Origin of the sequence: Pectobacterium versatile (assembly GCF_020166435.1) — a bacterium.
In the GTDB taxonomy this organism is placed as follows: Bacteria; Pseudomonadota; Gammaproteobacteria; order Enterobacterales; family Enterobacteriaceae; genus Pectobacterium; species Pectobacterium versatile.
In genome coordinates this window covers 75,637-100,131 of sequence record NZ_JAINZP010000002.1, presented here as the reverse complement: position 1 = coordinate 100,131, position 24,495 = coordinate 75,637, and the positions used below count along the sequence as shown (strand labels likewise).

18 protein-coding genes and 6 pseudogenes are annotated in these 24,495 nt (G+C 50.6%); 14 read left to right on the top strand and 10 right to left on the bottom strand.

Features of this window, described 5'->3' with window-relative positions:
- The first annotated feature begins 17 nt into the window (after positions 1 to 17).
- Positions 18 to 1,493, top strand: a complete 1,476-nt coding sequence (zwf, locus tag K7X24_RS03325) for a glucose-6-phosphate dehydrogenase (protein ID WP_039480464.1) — start codon at positions 18 to 20, stop codon at positions 1,491 to 1,493.
- A 172-nt stretch (positions 1,494 to 1,665) separates the two neighbouring features.
- Complete coding sequence (locus K7X24_RS03320) at positions 1,666 to 2,307, top strand: bifunctional 4-hydroxy-2-oxoglutarate aldolase/2-dehydro-3-deoxy-phosphogluconate aldolase (RefSeq protein ID WP_211023458.1); 642 nt, start codon at positions 1,666 to 1,668, stop codon at positions 2,305 to 2,307.
- A 54-nt stretch (positions 2,308 to 2,361) separates the two neighbouring features.
- Here K7X24_RS03320 and purT read toward each other — a convergent pair whose 3' ends face one another.
- Positions 2,362 to 3,540, bottom strand: coding sequence for a formate-dependent phosphoribosylglycinamide formyltransferase (gene purT, locus K7X24_RS03315; protein ID WP_161509378.1), 1,179 nt, complete (start codon positions 3,538 to 3,540; stop codon positions 2,362 to 2,364).
- A gap of 200 nt (positions 3,541 to 3,740) precedes the next feature.
- Here purT and K7X24_RS03310 point away from each other — a divergent pair, with 200 nt between their 5' ends.
- Positions 3,741 to 5,792 (top strand): S9 family peptidase, encoded by a 2,052-nt coding sequence (locus tag K7X24_RS03310; protein WP_224552978.1) that lies wholly within the window; start codon positions 3,741 to 3,743, stop codon positions 5,790 to 5,792.
- 344 nt (positions 5,793 to 6,136) lie between these two features.
- Here the strand turns inward: K7X24_RS03310 and K7X24_RS03305 are convergent, their stop codons facing one another.
- Entirely contained in the window at positions 6,137 to 6,367 is a 231-nt protein-coding gene (locus K7X24_RS03305) for a DNA polymerase III subunit theta (RefSeq protein ID WP_103940486.1), read from the bottom strand.
- 371 nt (positions 6,368 to 6,738) lie between these two features.
- On the opposite strand from K7X24_RS03305, the gene ftnA reads away from it, so the two are divergent.
- Together ftnA and K7X24_RS03295 are read left to right on the top strand one after the other, a co-directional pair.
- Entirely contained in the window at positions 6,739 to 7,245 is a 507-nt protein-coding gene (ftnA, locus tag K7X24_RS03300) for a non-heme ferritin (protein WP_039480733.1), read from the top strand.
- A gap of 283 nt (positions 7,246 to 7,528) precedes the next feature.
- Positions 7,529 to 7,885 carry a YebY family protein gene (locus K7X24_RS03295; RefSeq protein WP_103860827.1) on the top strand — a complete coding sequence of 119 codons (357 nt, stop codon included), beginning with the start codon at positions 7,529 to 7,531 and terminating at the stop codon, positions 7,883 to 7,885.
- Positions 7,886 to 8,198: 313 nt separating this feature from the next.
- Here K7X24_RS03295 and K7X24_RS03290 read toward each other — a convergent pair.
- Positions 8,199 to 8,351: pseudogene (locus tag K7X24_RS03290) on the bottom strand (tyrosine-type recombinase/integrase); the annotation flags it as partial.
- 66 nt (positions 8,352 to 8,417) lie between these two features.
- Between K7X24_RS03290 and K7X24_RS03285 the strand changes: the two are divergent.
- Positions 8,418 to 9,098: pseudogene (locus K7X24_RS03285) on the top strand (terminase); the annotation flags it as partial.
- Positions 9,098 to 9,400 (top strand): annotated as a pseudogene (locus K7X24_RS03280) (portal protein); the annotation flags it as partial. The pseudogenes K7X24_RS03285 and K7X24_RS03280, both read left to right, overlap by 1 nt.
- A 53-nt stretch (positions 9,401 to 9,453) precedes the next feature.
- Here K7X24_RS03280 and K7X24_RS03275 read toward each other — a convergent pair.
- Positions 9,454 to 10,536 (bottom strand): annotated as a pseudogene (locus K7X24_RS03275) (IS3 family transposase).
- Here K7X24_RS03275 and K7X24_RS03270 point away from each other — a divergent pair.
- The 3 genes and pseudogenes from K7X24_RS03270 to K7X24_RS03260 all read left to right on the top strand — a co-directional run.
- On the top strand, positions 10,536 to 11,108 hold the full coding sequence (locus K7X24_RS03270) for a hypothetical protein (RefSeq protein ID WP_224552976.1): 573 nt from the start codon (positions 10,536 to 10,538) through the stop codon (positions 11,106 to 11,108). The pseudogene K7X24_RS03275 and the gene K7X24_RS03270 sit on opposite strands and share 1 nt — an antisense overlap.
- 362 nt (positions 11,109 to 11,470) lie before the next feature.
- Positions 11,471 to 11,683, top strand: coding sequence for an RNA chaperone/antiterminator CspA (gene cspA / locus K7X24_RS03265; RefSeq protein ID WP_005967874.1), 213 nt, complete (start codon positions 11,471 to 11,473; stop codon positions 11,681 to 11,683).
- 204 nt (positions 11,684 to 11,887) lie between these two features.
- Positions 11,888 to 12,703: pseudogene (locus K7X24_RS03260) on the top strand (IS256 family transposase); the annotation flags it as partial.
- 15 nt (positions 12,704 to 12,718) lie between these two features.
- Here K7X24_RS03260 and K7X24_RS03255 read toward each other — a convergent pair.
- Positions 12,719 to 13,308 (bottom strand): annotated as a pseudogene (locus K7X24_RS03255) (IS3 family transposase); the annotation flags it as partial.
- Between the two features lie 111 nt (positions 13,309 to 13,419).
- Positions 13,420 to 13,902, bottom strand: a complete 483-nt coding sequence (locus K7X24_RS03250; protein WP_224552973.1) for a hypothetical protein — start codon at positions 13,900 to 13,902, stop codon at positions 13,420 to 13,422.
- Positions 13,903 to 14,365: 463 nt separating this feature from the next.
- On the opposite strand from K7X24_RS03250, the gene K7X24_RS03245 reads away from it, so the two are divergent.
- Positions 14,366 to 14,812, top strand: coding sequence for an extensin family protein (locus K7X24_RS03245; protein WP_224552971.1), 447 nt, complete (start codon positions 14,366 to 14,368; stop codon positions 14,810 to 14,812).
- A 19-nt stretch (positions 14,813 to 14,831) separates the two neighbouring features.
- On the opposite strand, the gene K7X24_RS03240 is transcribed toward K7X24_RS03245, so the two are convergent.
- From K7X24_RS03240 to yebS, 4 genes are all read right to left on the bottom strand, one after another.
- Positions 14,832 to 15,023, bottom strand: a complete 192-nt coding sequence (locus tag K7X24_RS03240; RefSeq protein WP_010302631.1) for a YebW family protein — start codon at positions 15,021 to 15,023, stop codon at positions 14,832 to 14,834.
- 122 nt (positions 15,024 to 15,145) lie between these two features.
- Positions 15,146 to 16,600, bottom strand: coding sequence for a 16S rRNA (cytosine(1407)-C(5))-methyltransferase RsmF (gene rsmF / locus K7X24_RS03235; protein WP_224552969.1), 1,455 nt, complete (start codon positions 16,598 to 16,600; stop codon positions 15,146 to 15,148).
- A gap of 144 nt (positions 16,601 to 16,744) precedes the next feature.
- A complete protein-coding gene (locus K7X24_RS03230) occupies positions 16,745 to 19,384 on the bottom strand; it encodes a PqiB family protein (protein WP_224552968.1) in 2,640 nt (879 codons plus the stop codon).
- Positions 19,385 to 19,386: 2 nt separating this feature from the next.
- On the bottom strand, positions 19,387 to 20,667 hold the full coding sequence (yebS, locus tag K7X24_RS03225; RefSeq protein ID WP_039472853.1) for a membrane integrity lipid transport subunit YebS: 1,281 nt from the start codon (positions 20,665 to 20,667) through the stop codon (positions 19,387 to 19,389).
- 406 nt (positions 20,668 to 21,073) lie between these two features.
- Here yebS and K7X24_RS03220 point away from each other — a divergent pair, with 406 nt between their 5' ends.
- From K7X24_RS03220 to prc, 3 genes are all read left to right on the top strand, one after another.
- Positions 21,074 to 21,580: a GAF domain-containing protein gene (locus K7X24_RS03220; RefSeq protein WP_130622611.1), complete on the top strand. Its 507-nt coding sequence runs from the start codon at positions 21,074 to 21,076 to the stop codon at positions 21,578 to 21,580.
- A gap of 84 nt (positions 21,581 to 21,664) precedes the next feature.
- Entirely contained in the window at positions 21,665 to 22,438 is a 774-nt protein-coding gene (proQ, locus tag K7X24_RS03215; protein WP_224552966.1) for an RNA chaperone ProQ, read from the top strand.
- Between the two features lie 19 nt (positions 22,439 to 22,457).
- Entirely contained in the window at positions 22,458 to 24,473 is a 2,016-nt protein-coding gene (gene prc / locus K7X24_RS03210; RefSeq protein ID WP_224552963.1) for a carboxy terminal-processing peptidase, read from the top strand.
- Positions 24,474 to 24,495 lie beyond the last annotated feature (22 nt).

Below are 24,495 nucleotides of genomic sequence, written 5' to 3'. Positions count from 1 at the left end.
GCAACGAGGAGATGAACATGGCGGTAACTTCAACAGCCCAAGCGTGCGATCTGGTTATTTTCGGTGCTAAGGGCGATCTGGCACGCCGTAAATTGCTGCCTTCCCTTTACCAGTTGGAAAAAGCAGGCCACATCCATGCGGACACCAGAATTATCGGGGTGGGCCGTGCGGATTGGGATAAAGCGGAGTATACCCGCGTCGTGCGCGAAGCGCTTGACACCTTTATGAAAGAAGCCATCGACGATAAGTTGTGGGAAACGCTAAGCAGTCGGCTGGATTTCTGCAATCTTGATGTGGAAGACACGAAAGCCTTCAACAAACTGGGCAAGATGCTTGACCAGAAAAACCGTACCACCATCAACTATTTTGCGATGCCGCCTAGTACATTCGGTGCGATCTGCAAGGGGTTGGGAACCGCAGGGCTGAATAAAGAGCCAGCGCGTGTGGTAATGGAAAAACCGCTAGGTACCGACCTGGCGTCTTCTCGCGTCATTAACGATCAGGTCGCGGAATTCTTTAACGAGTGTCAGGTTTACCGCATCGACCACTATCTGGGTAAAGAAACCGTTCTGAACCTGCTGGCGCTGCGTTTTGCCAACTCGCTGTTCTCCTCAAACTGGGACAACCGGACGATCGACCATGTGCAGATCACGGTAGCCGAGGAAGTTGGGATTGAAGGGCGCTGGGGCTATTTTGATAAAGCCGGCCAGATGCGCGATATGATCCAGAACCACCTGTTACAAATTTTGACGATGATTGCGATGTCACCGCCGTCTGATTTGACGACCGATCGCATCCGTGATGAAAAAGTGAAAGTGCTGCGTTCACTGCGTCGTATCGATCGCTCCAACGTGCATGAAACGACCGTACGCGGCCAATACACGGCGGGTTTTGTTCAGGGACATAAAGTGCCGGGCTATCTGGAAGAAGAGGGCGCGAACAAAAGCAGTAGCACGGAAACCTTCGTCTCGATTCGCGTTGATATTGACGACTGGCGCTGGTCTGGCGTGCCGTTCTACCTGCGTACGGGTAAACGTCTGCCGACCAAATGTTCAGAAGTCGTCGTGTACTTTAAAAACCCGGCGCTGAACCTGTTCCATGATTCCTACCAGCAGTTGCCGCAGAACAAGCTGATCATTCGCTTGCAGCCGGATGAAGGTGTGGAAATTCAGATTCTGAACAAAATCCCGGGGTTAGAGCACAAACACCGCCTGCAAACGGTAAAACTGGATCTGAGCTTCTCGGAAACCTTTAATCAACAGCATTTAGCGGATGCTTATGAGCGTCTGCTGTTGGAGACCATGCGTGGGATTCAGGCGCTGTTCGTCCGCCGTGATGAAGTTGAGGAAGCCTGGAAATGGGTGGATTCCATCATGGATGCGTGGGCGATGGACAACGATGCACCGAAGCCGTATCAGGCAGGAAGCTGGGGGCCGGTGGCATCCGTGGCGATGATTACCCGCGATGGCCGTTCCTGGAATGAGTTTGAGTAATTTTTTGATAATACGTCAGTAATGGGGAGGCTGATCGAGGACGGTCGGCATCCCACAGTTTTTAATGTATGGCTCACGGTGCGGTCGGACATCTGCGGCGACGCAGATCCCTGTGGCAGGGGCGCGCTATATAATTAATGGTGCCTTCGGGCATGACTGGAGATAACTTTTGATGAAAAACTGGAAAACGAGCGCGGAACAGATTTTGACAACGGGTCCCGTTGTTCCTGTGATTGTGGTCAACAAACTGGAACACGCGGTGCCGATGGCAAAAGCGTTAGTCGCGGGCGGCGTTCGCGTTCTGGAACTGACATTGCGTACCGACTGCGCCATCGAAGCGATTCGCGCGATTGCGAAAGAAGTACCTGAAGCCATTGTGGGCGCGGGTACGGTAACAAATCCTGAGCAACTGGCTGCGGTCGTTGAGGCCGGTGCGCAGTTTGCTATCAGCCCAGGTCTGACCGAACCGCTGCTGAAAGCAGCGACGGAAGGTAACATCCCGTTGATTCCAGGTATCAGCACTGTGTCTGAACTGATGCTGGGTATGGATTACGGCCTACGTGAGTTCAAATTCTTCCCAGCAGAAGCTAACGGCGGCGTAAAAGCGCTTCAGGCGATCGCGGGTCCGTTTGCTCATATCCGTTTCTGCCCAACTGGTGGCATTACGCCGAATAACTACCGCGACTATCTGGCGCTGAAAAGCGTGCTGTGCGTAGGTGGTTCATGGCTGGTGCCGAACGACGCGCTGGAAAGCGGTGATTACGCGCGTATTACTGAACTGGCGCGTGAAGCGGTTGCAGGCGCGAAAGCGTAAGTTTGCTTGTGATTGAATGACAAAGGCCACTCACTGAGAGTGGCCTTTTTTGTATCAGCCGCTGACTTTTACACCCGCTGCAACGCGCTTGGCGATTGCTACAGCATCATCCGTGGTTTCCGCACTGGCTAATGCGACACCCATACGGCGCTTGCCGCTGATATCCGGTTTACCAAACAGGCGAATTTGTGTATGAGGGAGCAGTGCGCTTTCCAGTCCCTGATAACGCACGTTGTTGCTGTCCAGTTCCGGTAAAATCACGGCGGAAGCCGATGCGCCATACTGACGAACTGCGCCAATGGGCAGCCCCAGGAAAGCACGAACGTGCAGCGCAAACTCGGACAGATCCTGAGAAATCATCGTCACCATGCCGGTATCGTGCGGGCGAGGGGAGACTTCACTGAAAATAACCTCATCGCCGCAGACGAACAGCTCAACGCCGAACAGGCCATAGCCGCCGAGCGCTTTCACGACATCGCTGGCCATCTTCTGTGCGCGTTCCTGTGCCAGTGCACTCATCTGCTGTGGCTGCCAGGATTCACGATAGTCGCCGTCTTCCTGTCGATGACCGATTGGCGCACAGAAATGAATGCCGTCAACCGCATGGATGGTGAGCAGAGTGATTTCGAAATCAAAATTAACCAGCCCTTCCACGATGACGCGGCCGCCGCCTGCTCGTCCACCCTGCTGGGCGTAGCTCCACGCCTGATCTAACTGCTCCGCAGAGCGAATCAGGCTTTGCCCTTTGCCAGAAGAACTCATGACCGGTTTAACAATACAAGGATAGCCAATCGCATCTACCGCCTGACGGAAGTTCTCTTCGCTGTCGGCAAAACGGTAGGTGGAAGTGGGAACGCCGAGTGTTTCAGCCGCCAGACGACGGATACCTTCACGGTTCATCGTCAGGCGTGTGGCTTCGGCACAAGGAACAACATGGTGACCCTGTTTTTCCAGCGTCACCAGCATGTCGGTTGCGATGGCTTCAATTTCCGGCACGATGTAATCAGGGCGTTCGGCTTCAACCAACGCTTTTAGTGCGTCGCCATCCAACATATTGATGACGTGGCTGCGATGCGCAACCTGCATTGCGGGGGCATCAGCATAGCGATCGACCGCAATCACTTCGATACCCAGGCGCTGACACTCAATCGCCACTTCTTTGCCTAATTCACCGGAGCCAAGCAGCATCACTCGTGTGGCATCCGCACGCAGGGCGGTTCCAATCGTTAACATAACCTTATACCTGATCGGGTTGTGAAAAATGGCCGCAGTATAAACGAAAACGTTTGCGTGCGCATTAAAGAGGGCGTGCAGTGGAAGGCGATGCGCAAAAGCGCACCAAGAGACAAGGACGTGGCTTGGCATTGCCTAGCAATCGTGCCACTCTTCTTGTAAAGCGAAAATTTTATGTCAAGACAACGAGATCCGACGCCATGAAGACACCGCAAGCTGAAAAAAGACCCCACGCACTAAGTACGCATGGCGATACGCGTATCGACAATTATTACTGGCTGCGTGATGACCAGCGTACCGATCCGCAGGTGTTGGACTATCTGAAGCAGGAAAACGCCTATAGCGAAGCCGTCATGGCACCTCATGACGCACGCAAACGGTCGCTGTATGACGAAATGGTCAAACGGATTCCGTCGACGGATATGTCTGTGCCGTATGTCAGAAAAGACTATCGCTACCAAAGTCGCTATGAGCAGGGTAAAGAGTATGCCATCTATCTGCGTCAACCTGAGCAGGCAACAGACGCATGGGAAACGCTGCTGGATGGGAATCAACGTGCGGAAGGGCATGAGTTTTATAGTCTCGGCACGCTTGAGGTTAGCCCTGATAACACGCTGCTGGCGCTCTCGGAGGACTTTTTATCCCGTCGACAGTACACGCTTCGTTTTCGCGATCTGAACAGCGGCGAATGGCTACCGGATGTGATCGAAAATGTGACCGCAGGGGCGGAATGGTCGGCGGATTCAACGGTTCTGTATTACGTGCGCAAACATGAGAAAACGCTGTTGCCGTATCAGGTCTATCGCCACCGTCTGGGGAGCGACCCGGCGTTGGATGAGCTGGTCTATGAAGAGAAAGACGACACCTATTACATTAGCCTGAGCAAAACGACATCAGAGCACTACATCACCATTTATCTCAGTAGCACTACGACGAGTGAGGTGTTGTTGCTCGATGTGACGCGCCCAGATGCGTTGCCACAGGTATGCATCCCACGTCGAAAAGATCATGAATATGGCATCGATCACTATCAGGACTCGTTTTATCTTCGTTCCAATCGAGAAGGTAAAAATTTTGGCCTCTACCGTTCAGATAAGCCCGATGAGCAAACGCTGGAAACGCTGATTGCGCCATGTGAAAACCGTGTGCTGGAGAGCTTTGAGCTGTTCCGTGATTGGCTGGTGGTTGAAGAAAGGGAACGCGGTTTGACCAGCTTACGCCAGATTCACTGGCATACACAGGAAGAAAAAGCGATCACCTTTAATGATGCGAGCTATGTGACGTGGCTGTCGTACAACCCTACGCCAGAAACCGCATTGATGCGGTATGGCTATTCATCAATGACAACGCCTAGCACGCTGTATGAATTGAATCTGGATACGGGGGAGCAGCAGTTACTTAAACAAGCCGAAGTGAAGGATTTCTCCCCAGACAATTACCGGAGCGAACGCTTGTGGATCACGGTTCGAGATGGCGTCGATGTGCCCGTTTCCCTCGTTTATCATCGCGGCCATTTCAGCCCTGGTAAGAACCCGATACTGGTCTATGGCTATGGCGCTTATAGCCATAGTATGGATCCCGATTTTAGCGTTAGCCGTCTGAGCTTGCTGGACAGAGGGTTTGTCTTTGCCTTAACGCACATTCGCGGTGGCGGTGAGCTAGGTCAACAGTGGTACGACGATGGCCGCCTGCTCAATAAAATGCATTCCTTCACCGACTTCATTGATGTGTCTCAGGCATTGATAGAAAAAGGTTATGGCGACAGGGACAATATGTTCGCCATGGGGGGCAGTGCGGGCGGACTACTGATGGGCGCGGTAGTGAACATGGCTCCCGATCTATTTAAGGGCGTTGTTGCTCAGGTTCCATTCGTTGATGTGCTGACGACAATGCTGGATGAGTCTATTCCGTTGACGACCGGAGAGTATGACGAGTGGGGCGATCCGAATGAAAAAATCTATTATGACTACATAAAACAATACAGCCCCTATGATGGCATTACCGCGCAACGCTATCCGCATTTACTGGTAACGACTGGGTTACACGACTCTCAGGTTCAGTATTGGGAACCTGCGAAGTGGGTGGCGAAATTGCGGGAAGTCAAAATGGACGATCGTTTGGTGCTGCTATACACCGATATGGATGCGGGGCACGGCGGAAAATCCGGTCGTTTCAAACGGTACGATGATATTGCGTTGGAATATGCTTTTCTGCTGATGGTGCTTGAAATGGCTGCGGACGATCACGAATAAGAACTAGCAACTGCGGTTATGAGGGTAAACCCGTCTTCGAGTTTACCCTATCAGCATGGCATATTACTTAGGTAATATCAGTACTTAGGTAATATCAGCCTGTGGTTTCTTCGCCTTTTTATCGGCACGTTTTTCGGCTGCCGTTTTTAATGGCTTCTTCTTACTATTCTTTTTGCTATCCAAACCTTTACTCATATCTTGCCTCGTGTGAAAAAGGGTAGGTTGCTACTCCATTAACCTCTTGTGCGGGCCGATATGCAAGCAGAAAATCGTTTTTGCTGTGTAAGAATGTAACCCGTGGAAAGGGATGTTTTCCACGGCAAGGCAGCTTTAGAGGGGAATTGCTATTTAGACTTGGGTTCGTAGGGTAAACGAGAGAACTGTAGCGACCGCTGGCGGTAAAACATCACGCGTTCGCGAAAGTAGTTACGCAAGTGCTCGGGTTGCTCTCTCTCAACGACCTCTGGTATGACCGGCATATTGTAACGTTCTTTGAAGGCAACGCCTGACGCCGCCAAGTCCACGTTAATTTTATCCATATCTTCTTTGGACAATTCTGCCAGATTGTATCCCATACCATTTTCTCCTGCCTATTGGCCACAGACTGATGCGTGTCACGGTAAAGTAGTGACAGAGAAATGGCAAGTGTTCACCTTATCATGTGGATGTTTATTATTCTCACTACGAAATGGGAATCATTTTTAATACCAATGCGTCATAAATGATATCTCTCGTGGTTGTTATTTTTGATAATAAAAATGATTCGCAATAATATATTTTCCCTGAGGGTTAAGTGATAATAAATATCAATAACATTGTCTTATCTTATTGATTTAATGATTTTTTTTGTTAATCTATTATCAATGTTAATAAAGTGTTTTTTATTTTGTTTTTTCAGGCATAATGCCCTGAATAATTTCACCTGCCGGGAAAATAGGGAGTTAGCATGTTAAAAAAAGAAATGATTCAGAAGCTGAATGAGCAACTTAATTTGGAGTTTTATTCCGCGAATTTGTATCTGCAAATGAGCGCATGGTGCGGTGACAAAGGTTTTGAAGGCGCATCCAGTTTCCTGAAGACACATTCTCAGGAAGAAATGCAGCACATGCAGCGCCTGTTTGACTATCTGGACGACACCGGAAGCCTGCCTGTATTAGGCGCGATTGCTGCACCGCCGATTGATTTTGATTCACTGGCTGATGTTTTCAAGCTGACCTATGAACACGAACAGCTAATTACAGCAAAAATTAATGAGCTGGCACATGAAGCGATGGCGCTGCAGGATTACTCCACATTTAACTTCCTGCAATGGTACGTTGCTGAGCAGCACGAAGAAGAGAAACTGTTCCGTTCTATTCTGGACAAACTTGCGTTAGTCAAAGCCAGCGAAGGCGGCCTGTTCTTCATCGATCAGGATCTGAAAAAAATGTCTATGGCGGCACCGTCAGCCTAACGACAAACGGCGCTTCTGCTGGCCAATGATTATTTGAATGACGCGGGATAATATTCTCCTTATCCCGCTTTTTTTCCTGCCGAACGACCCTTCTGCCTGACCCTGGCTAGCGATGTTATTCCTGAATTCCACACTCGACTTCACCTCCCTCTATCGCTATGATCGTCTCAGTAGCGATATACAACATTCTGTTTTATAAGGTTTGAGGCTGTCTTTCTCTGATTCGGATAAGGCCGCAAAACTCACACACATCATTGTCTGAATACGCGATGTTGGGAATACCATGATGAAGAAATTTTTGCTATCTATCGTGCTTACCTCACTTTCTGTGAATGCTTTTGCTGCCGCTAAACTGGCAAATGTCAGCCGATTTGAATACGGCGATCGCTGGGCTTTCACGCGTGAAGAAGTTCAACTGATTTGCCGCCCTGGTAATGCGCTGTATGCCTTACATACCGGGACGCTGATGCAATATCCGCTAAACGATGTTGCCATTGCGCAAATGAAATCTGGGCAGGTGAGTGCGCAACCGATAGACGCGATCCGGCTGGATGACCCTAAGCATCCCGGACAGAAGAAAAGCCTTCAACCATTTATCGAACGTGCAGAGCAACTGTGCCAGCCAGATGCTAAACCATGAAGTGATTGATTTACTTATTAATGTTAAATAATTACTTCTTTATGGTTAAGATAAAGTGTGAAATCTGTTCCATTTGTGATGATTGCGAACAGGTTAAGGCTGGAAAACGCGGGGGAGTTGGCTACGCTTAAGGTTACAGGGCTAGTACAGCTTGTATAAATGCCAACTTTTAGCGCACGGCTCTCCCAAGAGCCATTTCCCTAGACCGAATACAGGAATCGTGTTCGGTCTTTTTTTTACTATTGTTTTTAAAGGGTTTTTTTAATAAACACGAAAATACACGAAAAACCCACGAAATTCGATATACGGTCTTTTATAAATAAACGTATTCCTTCCCTCGTGTATCCAGATACTTCTCTGTCATTTTTGCTGATTTATGCCCCAATAACTTCTGGGCAAATTCCTTTCCTCGTTCTTTCTCATACAGCCTGCCAGCCAAACTTCTTATCTCATGAAACGTTGGCGGCTTCTCGTCTTACGTTGCGCCCGGTGGCCTGCGTCTGAGTAAATATCATCAGGAATATTTTGCTGCGGTGGAAGCAGCAAGGTGCAGGCACTGCGCGGCGGCGATAAAGAGGAACTTCAGCGCACGTTACAAAATCATTTGCTTGTGTGGGAATTGCCAGATCCCGACGAGGATTATGCTATCGGCGCGGATATCGCCGAAGGGCTGGAAAACGGTGACCGATCTTCATTTGATGTTGTGAAGAAATCGACAGGCGAACAGGTGGCGCACTGGTTCGGTCATCTGGATGCTGAATTGTTCGCACAACTGCTGACGCACATCGGCAAGTGGTACAACACCGCTTATATCGGGCCAGAGCGAAATAACCACAGTCATGCAGTATTGCAGAAGATGCGTGATATTTACCCCGTTCGCGCTATTTATGCCGAGCAGCACCTTGATCGCGATAACGACGACGAGACGCCAAAGCTGGGCTGGCTGACAACCAAGCAGAGTAAGCCGGTGGTGACGGAAGGGCTGAAAACGTTACTGCGCGAAAAGGCCAGCGGTATTCGCTGGATCGGCACCATCAACGAACTCAATACCTATGTCTATGACGCCAAAGGCAGCATGGGCGCACAAACCGGTTGTTTCGATGATCAGGTGATGAGCTATGCCATTGCGTAGGAAATGCGTGCTCGTATGCCAGCCAGACCGAAACTGAAATCTATCGACAGTTCTAAACCCACTCACTGGATGTCACATTGATGAACACAGCCGCTATTGACGCTGAGGCACGGCCACAGCAGCAGGATAATCGCCACCGCTTGACGCAGCGGCAGTTATTGGACCTTTCATCGGACATTGACGCGCAGCCAGACTGGCGCACCACGGCAAATACCGCCTGTGCGTATTATGACGGCGATCGGCTTGCGCCGGAGGTTGTGGCGAAATTGCGTGAACGCGGTCAACCGCTGACAATGCATAACCTGATTGCGCCAACCATTGATGGTGTTCTGGGCATGGAGGCCAAGACACGCACCGTATGGCTTAGCCTGCCGTGCGATCCCCGCTCAGGATGAAGTGGTTATCCCTCCATTTTTAACGGAGGTAATCAGTAGAATCAGCTCATACGTTGTATATGTTGCATCGGCGTGTAACCATTTAACGCCATATTTGGTCGTTCGTGATTATAAAACCATTGCCATCGCGTAGCGAAGTCCTGCAATTCGCACAGTGAGCTAAACAGGTGCTGCCCAAGCCAGTCATAACGCACTGTCCGGTTATATCGCTCAATATAAGCGTTCTGCTGAGGTTTACCCGGCTGTATAAAACGAAGCATTATATTTTGCTGGGCTGCCCATAATATCAGTATTTTGCTGGTATTATGGGCCGTTATCGTATCGTATTGCTACCGGTTCACATTTACATTCAATGAGTTGCTCGAGAGTTCTCACCACCCGATTTGCTGGCAGAGAAAAATCCACATCAATAGCCAGTGCTTCACGATTAAAGTCATCAATCACATTCAGCAACCGGACTGAACGCCCGTCCAATAGTTGATCGTGCATAAAGTCCATCGACTAGCATTCGTTGCTGCTTTCAGGCACTGCCAGCGGTTCAGGCTTATCCCGTTTCAGTCGTTTTTTCGGCTTAATCCGCATGTTCAGTGACAGCTCACAGTAAATCCGGTACACCCTTTTGTGGTTGAACTTAAAGCCTTTTACGTTACGCAGATACAAAAAGCACAGACCAAATCCCCAGTTGCGCTGGCTGTCAGTGATGCGGAGCAACAAGTCGGCAAACGGCATTTTCTTCATTCAGTTGAGGCTGATGGCGATAGCAACTTTCGCTGAGAGCGAACAACCGGTAGGCAAAACGTATGCTGATACTTCGTCTTCTGACCGCATCCTGTGCCATCTGCTTTCGGAGCGATGGCTTCACCACTTTTTTGCCATGGCCTCCTGAATGATTTCGGCTTTAAGCCGTTCTTCAGCGTACATTTTTTGAGGCGGCGGTTTTCCTCTTCCAGTTCTTTGAGGCGGGTCATCATGGAGGCATCCATACCGCCAAAACGTGAACGCCACTTATAGAAACTGGCGTTACTCATGCCATGCTCGCAGCACAGTACTGCCACGGGTGTTCCGGCCTCGGCTTGTTTCAGGATGGACATGATTTGGCTGTCAGTAAAACGTGATTTCTTCATTGAATTCTCCCCAGTTCAGATTACGAGAAAATTCTACTTATCAACACACCGGTTTTTCGGGGGGATTACCCCTGCAATCTGCGCAGCCAGCGCTGGTAGTTTCTCAACCTGTTAATGACAACCCTGTGATTGCGGCACTGGATGCCACACCAGATCTGAAAAACTGGCAAGATAGCGATCCAGACCGCTTCACACTGGTGGGGCATATCGATGAAACACTCAAACTTGATCCCGCGTGGAAAGACAAGCCGTTGAATGAACGATTCGGTAAAGTCGTGAAGCGAACCCGTACCGCTTATGGTGAATCTGTTGAGAGTGCACCTCAACAACCTACGCAGGCCGTGCAACAACAACCGACAGCCGAAAAATTTCAGCAAAAAGCAGCAGATCTGCTGGCGAAAGCAACTGCTTCGTCACCGCTGCCTGCGTCACTGTCAGATGTCGGTTCAACGATGCAACATACTGCATCGCCACTGGAGCAGGCGACTAATGCCGATCCTGACCAATTGCAGGTGATATTTGCTGGCATGACCGATGCGCAGATTGAAGCGCTGCTAGAACAAGCCATCTGACGTTACCTACTGTGTTTCAGGAGCGTCCATAAAAATAGTGCTGGTTGATTTCTGTTTGGTCATCGTTTTTTTGGCGCATTGATTGGATAATCATTGCCAATGAACGTATAGGGGGAGACGAGTTCCTTCTCAGTACGGCTTTTAAAGGCTTTTAAGAATAAATGCTTGCTAAAAATTGTTATACATGCGTTAATAGCTCGTCGGTTTGATTCGCAGACCTAAAAGGCAGTTTAGTAAAGCAGTTCTCATTTCAAAGTGTTATCCATAGATATCCCTTCTTTTGAGCCTCCTTATTGTTGCTAATTAAATTCTGTGCACAGGCCCTATTTGCCGGAAGGCGCTATAAAATTAAGGTAATTTCTATGTCTAATAAAATGACTGGTTTAGTAAAATGGTTTGACGCTGGTAAAGGTTTTGGTTTCATTACTCCTGACAATGGTAGCAAAGATGTATTCGTACATTTCTCTGCTATTCAGAGCAACGATTTCAAAACTCTGGACGAAGGCCAAAAGGTTGAGTTCACCATTGAAAATGGTCAGAAAGGCCCATCAGCTGGCAACGTTGTCGCACTGTAAAAAGTAGCGTTACAATAAAGCTAAATGAATTAATGCTTCTCTTGCGATAGCGATGATGGTTTAACCGGAGCGGTCAAGAAAAGCACTGAAAGCCCCTAGCATAAAGCTGGGGGCTTTTTTTTCAGCTTTAAAGTGCCTGTACATAAATTTGTATAATTGCCTGATTTTGATATGTTCAATCAAACATCAAAATCAGGTTACTTTATGGACGAAAAACAGTTACAGGCTCTGGCTAACGAACTGGCCAAAAATCTCAAAACCCCTGAGGATCTCAACCAGTTCGATCGCCTGCTAAAAAAATCAGGGTTGAGGCAGCTCTCAACGCCGAAATGTCCCATCATCTGGGCGACGATAAAAACCAGCCGAAACCAGGGGCCAACTCCCGCAATGGCTATTCCACAAAGACCGTTATCACCGACGTGGTCCATTGGAACAGCGTCCCCCCCGCGATTGTGACGGCTCCTTCGAACCGCAACTTGTGAAGAAAAACCAGACCCAGATCACCGGCATGGATAACCAAATCCTGTCACTGTACGCAAAAGGGATGACCACCCGTGAAATATGGCTGCGTTCAAAGAGCTGTATGACGCAGATGTCTCATCGGCGCTGGTCTCGAAGGTCACCGACGCCGTGATGGAACAGGTTGTCGAGAGGCTGAGTCGTCCACTGGATGCAGTCTATCCTATTGTTTATCTTGACTGTATCGTCCTGAAAGTTCGGCGGGATAACCGTGTGATCAATAAATCCGTGTTCCTGGCGTTGGGTATCAATATCGAAGGCCAAAAAGAGTTGCTGGGTATATGGCTGGCCGAAAACGAAGGCGCGAAGTTCTGGCTCAGTATGCTGACAGAGCTGAAAAATCGCGGTCTGAACGATCTCCGCATCGTCTGTGTTGACGGGCTGAAAGGCTTCTCGGACGCCATTAACACAGTGTATCCGGAAGCGTGGATCCAGCTATACATCGTCCATATGGTGCGTAACAGTCTGCGGTTCGTCTCCTGGAAGGACTACAAAACAGTGTAGTGGATCACAAAATCAGGACACCGAGATAGCTTGTTTCCACTGTTCTTCATACACGCAAGGTGGTACGCCACCATTGTTTGTATGAGGATGAAAAACATTGTAATAACGGTTTATCCAGTCGTTGATATCACGTATCGCATGACCAAAATCAACATAGCCTCTTTTTGGTAACCATTCGTTTTTGAGACTGCGAAAGACTCTTTCCATTGGCGAATTGTCCAGACAGTTTCCTCTGCGACTCATAGTATTACGCCATATCGCCAGAGTAATTTTCTGTATTTGTTGATTTTATACTGACTTCCCTGATCCGAATGAAACAACAGCCGCCCATTACGTTGTCGCGTTTCCAGGGCATTACGCAAAGCTCTGCACACCAAATCAGCATCGGTGGTTAATGAAAGAGCGGAACCGATAATTCGACGCGCATATAAATCAACGACAAGTGCGAGATAGCACCATTTGTCCTGCAGGCGAATAAAACTGATATCACTGCACCAGACGTGGTTTGGTGCAGCAGGGTTAAACTGCCGACTCAATAAGTTTGGCAATGCCATGCTGTTATCACCGTTTATTCGGTAACGGTGTTTAACCGGCTGATTGTTCGGTTACCTGCGGCACTACAATGATAGCAGGGACGAGGTTGATGGCCCCTTTGATGCCAATAAGGATTAAAATGTTGGCGACAGGTTCTGTCGCCAACATTCGGCTAAAAACTAGTGCGCTTGGGGTGCAATAGCGACCAGCGAATCAGGGACGAAGCGATCGTTACCTTCCACAATCGGAATATAAATTCTGACCCACTCAGTGCCTTCGACCATTTCCCAGCTATGTCCTTCCCCCTTTGTATCAGCGGCGATCAAAACGGTTCCCGGAGAAAGCAAAAAAGTAGAACCATCACTCACTCGGAATTTCAACGTGCCCTTCAGCGTAATGACATATTGTTTGCGCGGCGCTGGGTGAACGTTCATCTCCCATGCTTCAGTTGCGTTACTCAGCCAAAAATTCTGTGCGGTGATCTTTTCCAAAGCCGGAACACTACCTGTGACGAAAGCTGAGTGATTGTCTGATGTATTGATTAACTTGATGGCCGGTATCCGAGTTTCCTCCGCGTGAAGTGAGGGGGGAACGGTGGAATAAGCAGTAACAGAAACCAATAGCCCAGCAAGTGCCAGAAGAAAACGCGATGTTTTTTTCATTTAAATAAAATCCATATTATTTATGTCTGATAAACAGGCAACCCTATATATGTCAGCTGTTTATGCGTACATCTTACAATGCCAGAGGATAGTACTGCTGAGGCTTACCTTTCACCAGATGGTTAAAACAATTGCAGTGATTGGTATGTCGCTTTATTTGTTTATATTTTATTCATGTTGGGATGGTGTAGCGGAGTGTTTGACGTTGAAATCGCTGGGAAAAATACGACTGAGGAATCCTGAGGCCCTCTGACATCTGGCACGATTTATTTATACAGAGCCGCAGTACTGTGTAACTGATCGCGCCGGTAGCGGAAACGATACGATATGATGACGCGACGGCTATATTGTTCTTTATCGGCTATGCCATTCACATCGATTCCGTAATCAGATGAATCCGGCCGAATTCGCGTTAATAGCATAATATTATTCAGGAGAAGACAATAATCGGGAGACGGTGCTGATGCGGGGATGGGTAATCGTTGTGGTGATACTGGGGGCGTTAGTCGCTCTGGTGCCCTGGATCCAACGTCAACTCCCGCCCAGCTACGATCCCTTTTCTCCGCTGTCCATCGATGACCCACCTACGTTTATTACCTGGCTAAAAATGAAGTCTGTCGCCAACGATCCTGAAGCCTGTCTGGCTGTGTTAAAGCAGGCGCAGGAGAGCGGGCGTTTGAGCGAGCATGCGACGGCGGACGCATGGGATATTGCCGCTTTTCGTCTCTCTGACGGTCGGCAGATTAGCGTCCTGAATCAGTGGTCAGAAGCGGACGATCGCGGCAGCTACTTGCGTAACACATTCAGGGAAAGCTGTCGTTTTTTCGGTAACTCGCTGGGGCCGGAATACAATGCCGCACACGCTAATCACTTTCATTTTGGCATGCGCGGTTTTGGTGTGTGTCGATGAGAATACCCAGGCGGGAAAACTAAAAATCAGCGTACTCCTGGGCGGGGATCCAGAAGCCATCAATATACTCTTCAATGGGGAAGCAACCCGCGCGACGCAGGCGCTGTTCATCCATCGCTTGCAGACATTGCGCTTCGGTGTTGTAGGCACCGACGACCAAGTCGTCACAGCCATGCCCGAGATAACAAACAAATATCACTAACGCAAACATGTCGCTCTCCAGACATTACCGATTTTCTTCTTTCAGGATAATTGTAGATGAAAATCAGTGAGGAAAGGGAGAATGGGCGGTTCATCAGGTGGTTTTATCGCCACCTGATGTAGAAACCGCATTTATTCTTTAGAAAGAGGCTGGGCGGAGGCTGCGCCATCCCGCACTAAGTCGCGCGGCAGGCTGTTTTTTATCCGGCTGCTGATGCGTTTTGCCAGACCGACAGGTGTGTTCTGGTAGGTTAAAATCAGCTCATCTGCAGCAGGAAGCGGTTCCGGATAACTGTCTTTACCTTGAAACCACTCGCAGGCGATGCGATCGGTCAGCGCGTAGGCATTGTCTGCATTCGGATCGGCCAGCGCGACAACCGCTTCATGCTGCCAGCGGAAACCTTTAGGGAAGCGTTCAGCAAGCTTAATGCCAATTCGTGAGAATTTGATATTGCCAAAAGCGGAGGTCAGCGCCGCAGGGAAGAGCCAGATCTCACTATCACGCTGCCACAGTTGAAGTAACGTCTCATCCCAGTGAATACCCTGTTTACCTGCTGCCTGTGCGAGTAATGCAGCCTCTTTGGGGGCAACCGGAGAAAACGGAAATTTACCGACTTTATAGCCCGGACGCGGCAGGGGCGGCACGCTGGCGGTTTTCCGTAAACGGGCAACAAAGAAGCCTTCGCTGTCATAAATCTGTGGGAAGACGTGCAGGAAGCCTTCTTCGGTTGTAGCGCGTTCGGCGTCGGCGAAGAGATCGTGTAACGATTCAAATTCGCATGCATCAGGAAACTGCGCCTGTAGCCAATGGCAGACCTGCTGGTTTTCGTGCCTATTCAGCGTACAGGTAGAGTAAATCATCACGCCGCCGGGCTTCAGAGCATGGAACGCGCTCAGAATCAGGTCGCGCTGTGTGGCAGCAATATCGATAATGCTCTCTTGCGACCAGTGGCTCATCGCCGCAGGATCCTTACGCACTACGCCTTCACCCGAACATGGGGCATCCAGCAGAATCGCATCAAAATATTCCGGTAGCGCCGCGCCGAAAACCCGCCCGTCGAAGTGTGTAATCGCGGTATTGCTGACGCCGCAGCGGCTGATGTTGGCATGCAACACTTTTACTCGGCTGGCTGAATACTCGTTGGCGACGATAGCGCCTTCATTATTCAGTCTCGCCGCAATCTGCGTTGTCTTGGAGCCCGGCGCCGCCGCGACATCCAAGACCGTTTCCAGCGCATCGTTACGATGGAACAGGGCGCTGACGGGCAGCATGGAGCTGGCTTCCTGAATATAAAACAGACCGCTCAGGTGATCCAGCGTATTGCCTAGCCGCGTGTTTTCCTCTTCTGCATTCAGCAGCCAGAAACCTTCCTGACACCAGGGAATCGGCTCAAGCTGCCAGCCATAGGGTTGCACGAGCTGAAGAAAGGCATCGACGCTGATTTTTAACGTATTAACGCGGATGCTCCGACGCAGCGGACGCTGGCAGGCGGCAATAAAATCCTCCATCGAAAGCGATGAAGGCATGATGTCCCGCATTGTGTCGAGAAATTCAGCAGGCAGGTTGGCTGGGGTAAATTTTGCCACGGCGTGGTTCCGTACAGGTTATTCAGTAAAACGAGAGGAAGAAGCGGCGAAGTGTAGCACGGATCCTTCATACATCATGTGAAAACGGCAAAGCGACGCGTGAAAACGACAGGGCAACGATCGCTGCCCTGTCAGGTGATAGCGCTAATTATTCGGTGTCGGAATCGCCGTACCCCATTGCCGCCACTCTTTGGGCTCTTCGTTCCTCAGCAGGAAATGCTTTCCTTCCTGTGCTTTGGGGGCGAGCGGCGTGCTGGGCGGCGTGGCAAAAGCGATACCGCCGCGAATGAACTGCTGGAAGGTTCCGCTCTTGATGACGCCCCCCGTCAGGCCGAATTCCAAATTGTAACCCGAAGCCAGCCAGAAGACGGAATTGTCGCGTACCAGATGCTGATAGCGTTTGCTGATGCGCAGCGACACCGCGATACGATCGGAAAGCGTGCCCAGCGACAGCCCGGTTACCGTACCGACTTCAATGCCGCGGAACAGCACTGGCGTACCGACCTGCAATGCGCCCGCTTCCGGCGCATCAACGCTGATATTCAAGCCGTCCTGATAGCGAGAATCGGAGATAGTTGCCTGTTGCAGCTCAAAATTGCGCGTTACGCTGCCATTACCCGGCTCGACGTTGATATAAGGCTGGAATAGCGTTTCCAGATGATTCACACCAGCGGCGGAAATTTCTGGCGTGACGACGGAAAAACGTGTCCCAGAGCGAGCGAAATTACGCACATATTCAGGGTAGAGCACGGCCTGCACCAGCACTTCGTTACGCTGCTCGGACAGCTTCAGCGAATCCAACTGACCGATATCGATTCCCAGATAGCGGATCGGCATGCCCGGCGCGAGTTTGCTGGCATCGTAGGTACGCAGAATGATGCGGCTCCCCACGGCACGCGCTGCCGTTTCGTTGTTGTATAGAACGCGTTTGCCGCCTTTAATTTCCGGTGCACCTTCCAGATTATCAAAACTGATCGCACCCTTAAGCGCTCGGTTCAGCGGGGAAGCTTGCACGGTCAGGCCCGACGTATTCAACTGCACACGGGCACCGCCTTCCGCCCAGAACACGCTGTTTTCCGTCAGCAGTTTGCGGTGTTCAGGGCGAATATAAACTTCAACTTCAAAGGTATCCGCCTTCGGCCGCACCCGCATGATTTCGCCTACCTGGAATTTACGGTACAGCACGATGGAGCCATCCTGAATATCCGGCAGACTGTCGGTCACTAAAGTGAGAGTCGGAGAGGGCGTGGCACCGCGAATGCCTTCCTCGGCTTTTTCGAGATCGCTGAACAGCGGGTAACGCGCCTGAACGTCACCTTTGCTGCCCGGTAAAACCTGAATACCACCGCTGACCCATTCTTGCGCGCTGGCACCCAGCACTTGAATCCCATCCAGCCCCATCTTCACATTCACACGGCTGTTAACGATGAATTTGCTGTCGCGGTGTAATAGCTGGCGATATCGTGGCTCGATCACCAAAAGGAAGCTGACACCTTGTTCGTCCAGCGTGCGCTTCACTACCTGACCGACCTGCACGCCGTGCAACAGAACGGGTTGGCCGCTATCAATGCCATAGCTTTGTGCGGCCGTGAGCTGAATAGAAAGCGCGCCGGGCTGGGTGAGTTGCTGTTGTCCGCTATCCAGCACGTCAAAATGCTGGCGTGGTTCGCCTTCACCGGGGATGAGCGTCAGCGTTGGGCCGCTCAGCAGACGCGAAACATTCAGGTCGCTGAGCGAAAGCTGAGGTTTACTGAGTTCGATTCGCGTGCCTTCCCGCATCAGCGAAACCACGGAAGGATCGATGATGAGCTCCCCGCTGACCTTGCCGTCGTCCGGGTTCAACGTGATTTTACTTAGCGTGCCGACTTCCAGCCCCTGATACATCAGCGGGGTGCGGCCTTCGGATAGGCTGTCGCCAGAAGGTAAGTCCAGCGTAATTTTCACACCGCGCTGGCTTTGTGCCAGATCGGGATAGAGGCGGTAGGATTGCTCGGCACCGGCATCCTCGCTCTCTTCCGGCGAATCGAACGCGATCGCACCGTTAACCAACGCCGCCAGATTTTCCATCTCAATTTTTGCGCCGCTAACGCTGATGTCGGCATTAAAGCCGGACACGTTCCAGAAGCGACTATTCTTCTTCACCAGATGGGTAAAGCGGCGTTCAACCAGCACGTCAATCATCACACCGCGGCGATCCTGAGAAACCGTGTAATCGTAGACTTTCCCTACCGGAATTTTACGGTAATAAACCAGTGAACCGGTATTCAGCGAGCCCAGATCGTCCGCATGGAGATGAATCAGCAGTTCCCCGGTATTCACGCGGTATTTGGGCTGCGTATCCAGTGCGGAGAAGTGCTCTTGCGGCTCGCCAGAACCGGGCATCATCCCGATGTAGTTACCGCCCACCAGCGCATCCAGCCCAGAAACGCCAGCGAGGGACGCTTTCGGGGTAACCAGCCAGAACTGCGTGCCGCTGCGTAACGCTTCCTTCATATCGCTTTTGATACTGGCTTCGACCTGTATGGTGCGCAGATCTTCACTTAGCTTGATATTTTGTACGGTACCGACTTCAACGCCCTGATAGCGCACGGGCGTACGCCCGGCGACAATGCCGTCAGCGGAGACAAAATCGATGGTGACCGTGGTGCCGCGTTCCTGCTGATTGGTGTAAATCAGCCAGCCGGCAATCATCAACGCAATCAGCGGCAGCAGCCAAAAGGGCGACAGGCGACGTTTGTTCTTCACGGTAGCTTCAGTTGGTGTCCCAGGCGTATTATCTTGCATTGTTATTCCACATCAGTGTTATCCCACATCAGTCGGCTATCCAGCCATTCAACGGCAAGGATAGTGAGAATCACCGCCGCGCCAAAGTAAAAAGCAGCAGGCCCCATGGTGAAAGCGAGTAATTGATCGCGGTTGACGAGCGACATCGTCAGAGCAATCACGAATAAATCGAGCATGGACCAGCGGCCGATCCAACGGATAACGCGCAGCATCTTCATGCGCATCATTATGTTGCCTTCCGATCGGAGATGGATACTCACCAGCAGCCCGAAAAGCACAATAACCTTAGTAAACGGCACCAGAATACTGGCGATAAAGACCACCAGCGCAATCGGAACATTGCCTGACGCAAGCGAAAGAATACCGGAAAAAATCGTGTCCTCCGTACGCGCACCGTTGACATAAATAATCGATATGGGCAACAGGTTAGCGGGGAACAGTAAAACGATAGAGGCAATGAGCGCTGCCCAGGATTTTTGCAGGCTTTGCCGCTGACGCAAGCGAAGCGGAATATGGCAACGGGGGCAGCGACCTCGGTTGTCGGGTGAACTGGTGAAATGGCAGGAAAGGCAGATTCGGTAGCGATCCGGCGAAATCAACGGCCTCATGCGCGGATAAAACCGCTGCCAAAGCTGGTCGGTATTTAAGTGAATCAGTGTCAACAGGCTTAAGATCATCAGCGCCAGAAAGGCGACCAGCCCGATTCCCGCCTGAACATCCGCGAATTCACGGACTTTGATTGCGGCAACGGCCATGCCGACCAGATAAATATCCAACATCATCCACTCTTTTAGCCGTTCTAGCATGAGCAGGATGGGGCGCAGGTTCATCCCGATGCGGGGAGCAAAAAACAGGTATAGCAGAGAAAAAACCAGCGTTAGCGGTGCGCCAACGGTACAGAAGGCGACCATGCTTGCCGTGAGTGGATGCCCTTGGCGGGTGATTTGCCAAATGCCTTCAAACAGGCTGGCATTGATGGTGACGCCCAGCAATCGAATACTGATCAACGGTTCAGTGAAGGCAAACGGCATCAGTACCAGCATGGCGACGGCCATCGCAGCAAGACGAGAAATGTTCCAATCTCGGCCTGAACTGACTTTGGCATCGCAGCGTGGACAATTCGCCGTCTGGGTTCGCTTCAACGGCGGTAGCGCAAAAAAGGCATCGCATTCCGGGCAGCGATGATAGCGATCGACCGCAGGTACGGCACTTTTCGATCCTCCGGTTAACGGTGGCCGGGGAGAAGGAAACGGCGCAGGGCTGGCTATACTCTGTATTTTCATCTTTCCTGCGATCCGATAGAAAGTGTTAGTCTACGATGGATAACGTATTCACAGCTATTCAGTGTAACTGAAGGCTAACTGAATGATAAATTCATAAAAGGCTCTACCCGCCATCTTTCAAGTTGCAGGTGTGTTGGCTTCCCTTACTCACTCCAGTCACTCACTTGAGTAAGCTCTTGGGGATTCCTGCGGTTGCCGCCTTCCTGCAACTCGAAATCTATAGGGAATCTGATCTCTGACCGATATTATTTTACAGGTGGAAATAGCACGATATGCACGACAGCGTTACAGTAAAGCGGATGATTCTTCGCGCGAAGGCGCTAATCTTATGGCATTCTGTAACCGATGCTAATGCAGTCTGTGCGGGAATGGTTCGCACTGTTTTGAAAAGACAACGATATACTTTATGAATAAACCAGAATTTTATCAGGATCTCATTCGCGACATGACATCGCTTATCGCGGATGAAAACCGTTTTATTACTATTTTATCAAACAGTAGTGCGCTGCTGTTTGAGCGTTTGGATGGGGTTAACTGGGCAGGGTTTTACCTGTTGGATAACGACACGCTTTTCCTGGGACCGTTTCAGGGCAAGGTTGCTTGTGTGCGTATTCCGGTTGGCAAAGGTGTATGCGGTGCGGCAATAGCTGAAAATCGCATTCAGCGCGTGGATGATGTCCATGCGTTCCCTGGTCATATCGCCTGTGATGCCGCGAGTAATGCTGAAATTGTGCTACCGCTTGTCGTTAACGGGCAACCGATTGGCGTTCTGGATATTGACAGTACCCTTTATCAGCGTTTTGACGCGGATGATGAAGAAGGGCTGAAGGCCGTGGTGAGCGTACTTTGTGCTCAACTGGAAGCGAGCGATGTGATGACATTCATCAATTCTCTCACGTTGAGACAAGGTTAACGTGGCAATTGCCGATGGCGTCATTATAATGACGCCTGTTCATGCCTGCGCCGGTTGGCAAACCCGTTGTAATCAGGAAATTTCATGGAAAATCAACCTAAGTTGAACAGTAGTAAAGAAGTCATTGCCTTTTTGGCAGAGCGGTTCCCGCTTTGTTTCACCACTGAAGGTGAAACTCGTCCGTTAAAGATCGGTATTTTTCAGGATCTTGTTGAGCGTATGCCGGAGTCCGATAACGTCAGTAAGACGCAATTACGCTCTGCGCTGCGTCTTTACACCTCAAGCTGGCGATATCTGTACGGTGTAAAATTGGGTGCCCAACGTGTCGATCTGGATGGTAACCCATGCGGTGAGTTGGAACAGCAGCATGTCGATCATGCTCGTAAGCAGTTGGAAGAAGCTAAAGCACGAGTTCAGGCTCAGCGTGCTGAGCAACAGGCGAAAAAACGTGAAGCGGCCGGAGAATCGGCAGAAGCTGCGCGTACTCCTCGTCCCGCTCAGAAACGTGCGCCGCGCCGTGATGCTTCAAACAATGCATCCCAAAACCGTGCATCCCAAAACCACGCGTCTCAAAACCATGCACCGCGTAAACCACGTCAGCCTTCTTCCGGCCAATCGCAGTCCTCTTCTCAGCAATCCGCTAATGCTCAATCTCGTCAGGCAAAGCCTGCCAGTAATGAGCCTCAACGGGTAGCGGTTACGGATGTTTCCAAACTGCAAATCGGTCAGGAAATCAAAGTCAGAGCCGGCAAAGACGCCATGGATGCCACCGTGCTTGAAATTGCCAAAGGCGAAGTCAGAGTACAATTGGCTTCTGGACTGGCAATGATTGTACGCGCAGAACACTTGCAGTTCTGATACGGAGGCCAACCTGGGCATGAACAACTTAGTCAGAATAACCGCCATCGCAGGCTTACTGCTGGCGGGCTCTAGTTTTGCAAATGAAAACATTACGCGTGTTGAACAGATTCCTCAGCTACATCAGGAACCTCAACATGCTACCGTTAGCGACAGGGTGGCCTCACGTTTCCTGCGTTCGCACTATCGCCAGTTTATGCTGGATGCGCAGTTCTCTGAGAAAATTTTTAACCGCTACCTCAATATGCTGGACTACAGTCACAACGTGCTGTTGGCCTCTGATGTGGCACAATTTTCCGGGCAAAAAGCCCAGTTGGGCGACGCGCTGAAATCCGGTCAACTGGATGTTCCTTACGCGTTGTACAATCTGGCGCAGAAGCGTCGGTTTGAGCGTTTTCAATATGCACTGTCGCTGCTGGATAAACCGGTCGATCTGACAGGCAATGAGACGTTTGAGCTCGATCGCAGCAAAGCCCCTTGGCCGCAGAACGCGGGTGAACTCAACCGCCTGTGGGATGCCAAGGTAAAATATGACTGGCTCAGCCTGAAACTGACCGGTAAAGATGATAAAGACATCAAAGAGACGCTGACCAAGCGTTACCAGTTTGCCATTCGCCGTCTGGCGCAGAGCAACAGCGAAGATGTTTTCCAGCTCGTCATGAACGCCTTTGCGCGTGAAATTGACCCGCACACCAGCTACCTGTCACCGCGTAACACCGAGCAATTCAATACCGAAATGAGCCTGTCGCTCGAAGGGATTGGTGCGGTGCTGCAGATGGATGACGACTACACCATGATCAATTCTATGGTGCCCGGTGGTCCGGCAGCGAAAAGCAAAAACATTACCGTTGGTGACCGCGTGGTTGGCGTTGGCCAAAACGGCAAGCCGATGGTGGATGTTATCGGCTGGCGTCTGGATGATGTCGTTGCGCTGATTAAAGGGCCGAAAGGCAGTAAGGTACGTCTGGAAATCCTGCCTGCTGGCAAGGGAACGAAAACCCGCATTGTCACGCTGACGCGTGAACGCATTCGCCTTGAAGATCGCGCGGTTAAAATGTCCGTCAAGACGGTCGGCAAGGATAAAGTCGGCGTGCTGGATATCCCCGGTTTCTATGTCGGCCTGACGGATGACGTGAAAGTTCAGCTCCAGAAGCTGGAAAAACAGAACGTCAGCAGCATTGTGATTGACTTACGGACTAACGGCGGCGGCGCGCTGACGGAAGCAGTAGGGCTTTCTGGTCTGTTTATCTCCGGCGGCCCTGTGGTTCAGGTGCGTGATAACAATGGCAAAGTGCGCGAAGACAGCGACACTGACGGCATTGTGTATTACAAAGGCCCTCTGGTGGTGCTGGTAGACCGCTTCAGTGCTTCCGCTTCTGAGATCTTTGCCGCGGCAATGCAGGATTATGGCCGCGCTTTGATCGTGGGTGAACCGACGTTTGGTAAAGGCACCGTGCAGCAGTATCGCTCGCTGAATCGGATTTACGATCAGATGCTGCGTCCTGACTGGCCAGCGCTGGGTTCCGTGCAATATACGATTCAGAAATTCTATCGTATTGACGGCGGCAGCACGCAGATGAAAGGCGTGACACCTGACGTGATGATGCCAACCGGCACGGAAACGGTAGATACTGGTGAGAAGTTTGAAGACAACGCGCTACCGTGGGACAGCATCAAAGCGGCCAACTACACGAAGAGCGGCGATCTGAAGGCGTTGATTAGCAAACTGAACGAACATCATCAGGAGCGTATCGCCAAAGATCCTGAATTCCAGTATGTGGCGCAAGATATTGCCCGCTACAACGCGATGAAGGATAAGCGCAACCTCGTGTCGCTCAATCTTGCTCAGCGCGAGAAAGAGAATGACGATGATGAAGCGATGCGTCTGAAGCGGATTAACGATCGACTGGCGAGAGAAGGTAAAAAACCGCTCAAATCGTTGGAAGATCTGCCGAAAGACTATCAGGCACCCGATCCTTATCTGGATGAAACGGTGAAAATCGCTAACGATTTGGCGCAGGAAGAGAAAGAGTAAAGCGTAAAAAGTAATACGCTAA